The following is a 1,852-nucleotide window of genomic DNA, read 5'->3' as shown; positions in this document are numbered from 1 at the left end:
AGGGGAGTAGGGGAGTAGGGGAGTAGGGGAGTAGGGGAGTAGGGGAGTAGGGGAGTAGGGGAGTAGGGGAGTAGGGGAGTAGGGGAGTAGGGGAGTAGGGGCATGTGTTCCAGAGTGCGTTCCACAATGCAATCTGCACCACTCACATACTGCCTTACTCCCTTATTCCCCTACTCCCCTACCCCTACTCCTTTACTGGTCTCAAATGCCTTCGCCGGCAAGCTCCTCGGAAAGTGCGCCGACCTGGTCCTGGGCGCTGCGCATCATTGGATAGATGCCGAGAACACGCTGCCAGGCTTCGAGCGCCGACTGCTTGTGGCCGGTTTCGGCCATGATCTGGGCCAGGCCCGAAAGCGCGCCGAAATGGCGAGGTTCGAGCTGCAGGGTGCGGTCGATGTCCGCCATCGACTTCCCGTAGTTCTTCATCATGAAATGAACAGTGGCGCGCCGGTTCCAGCCTTCCGCATAGGTCGGCTGCAAAGTCACCACCTGATCGAGGAAATCGAGCGCGACATCGAATTTCTGGTTTTCGATTGCCTTCTGCGACCATTGCATCATCAGGTCGATCGAGGCGCTGCCCGACTGGGACCACTCGTTCCCAATGCGCCCGGCGATGCGCTCGGCCGCCTTTTCATTGCGTTCGCGCTTGAGATCGGCAAACAGCTGATCGAGCCGCGCCTGTTTCGTCTTGACGACCGGAGGTGCTGTCGGCGGAGTTGTAGTCGGATCTTCAGCCCAGGCCGGCAGCGAGACAGCGCCGGAAACGAGGAAAGCCGTGAAAAATGCAAAAAGAATCCGCATCGCGGGAATCTAGCCCCCGACGCCGGATCGTCAAACTGAATTTAGCGTGAGAGGCGTATCATGCGAACGGAGGCGCGCAGCCTCCGGTCGAAAACTCAACCCTGGCGCGCCTTGTAGCGCGGAGCGGTCTTGTTGATGATGTAGACGCGGCCCTTGCGACGAACCAGCTGGTTGTCACGGTGACGCGCCTTCAACGCCTTGAGCGAATTCTTGATCTTCATGGTCTTGCCCGTCGGTCTGGGCCCTGTCCCGGGCCGAATTATTAAGGCGCGCCCACCGACGCGCCTTTGAACTGTGCGAGGCTCATAGACGAGGAGCGTTGCCCGTGTCAACCGCAAGCGCGTTACCTAAACGATACGGACCGTTTCGTATCATCAAATATCCGCCACTGGCGCCTTGCGGCGCGTGATTGAACCGGCTGGAATGATGCGGTTGCGAATTGGAGATCATCATGCGCCGAATTCTTGTGTCCGCCTGTCTTGTCGTCCTCGCGGCAGGCTCTGTTGCTTATGCGCAGGAATGCGACCGCAACGACGACAGCCAGCAGATGATGAACATCTGCGCCGACGCGGACACCAAATCCGCCGACGCCAAGCTCAACAAGGCCTACCAGGATCTCATCGGCGGAGGCGATGCAAAAGCCAGGAAGCTGTTGCAGACGGCGCAGCGCGCGTGGATCGCATTTCGCGACGCGGAATGCAGCTATTCCGCCGCGGACAGCGAAGGCGGCTCGATCTATCCGATGCTGATATCGGAATGCCTGACACGGCTGACCGACGACCGCACCAAGCAGCTCACTGCCGATTCGACCTGCGCGGAAGGCAATGTAAGCTGCGCCAGCCCCGACGAGGACGAGAGCGACGACATCCAGTAAGCGTACGTTCTAACTTTTTGTTTGAGCATGATCTTTTCCGAAAACCGGATTCCACTTTTCGCTAACGCGGACCTTCGGTTCGGGATCACGCTCTAGAGCGGTTCCCCCTTTGACGGAATCAAAGGGGATTCCAGATTTATCTGTTTTGTGATTCAAGATGCTGGCTGGAGTGGAGGC

At 58.7% G+C, this 1,852-nt stretch carries 3 protein-coding genes; 1 reads left to right on the top strand and 2 read right to left on the bottom strand.

Annotated features, from left to right (window positions below):
* Positions 1-201: 201 nt before the first annotated feature.
* A complete protein-coding gene (locus NKJ46_RS34550; protein ID WP_352671804.1) occupies positions 202-801 on the bottom strand; it encodes a tetratricopeptide repeat protein in 600 nt (199 codons plus the stop codon).
* A 95-nt stretch (positions 802-896) separates the two neighbouring features.
* On the bottom strand, positions 897-1,022 hold the full coding sequence (ykgO, locus tag NKJ46_RS34545) for a type B 50S ribosomal protein L36 (protein WP_006327841.1): 126 nt from the start codon (positions 1,020-1,022) through the stop codon (positions 897-899).
* A 230-nt stretch (positions 1,023-1,252) separates the two neighbouring features.
* Between ykgO and NKJ46_RS34540 the strand changes: the two genes are divergently transcribed.
* On the top strand, positions 1,253-1,675 hold the full coding sequence (locus NKJ46_RS34540; protein WP_352671802.1) for a lysozyme inhibitor LprI family protein: 423 nt from the start codon (positions 1,253-1,255) through the stop codon (positions 1,673-1,675).
* Positions 1,676-1,852 lie beyond the last annotated feature (177 nt).

This window comes from Mesorhizobium sp. M0166 (assembly GCF_040322255.1).
In the GTDB taxonomy this organism is placed as follows: domain Bacteria; phylum Pseudomonadota; class Alphaproteobacteria; order Rhizobiales; family Rhizobiaceae; genus Mesorhizobium.
The sequence above is the reverse complement of the archived record's forward strand: the minus strand, read 5'-3'. Positions and strand labels throughout refer to the sequence as shown.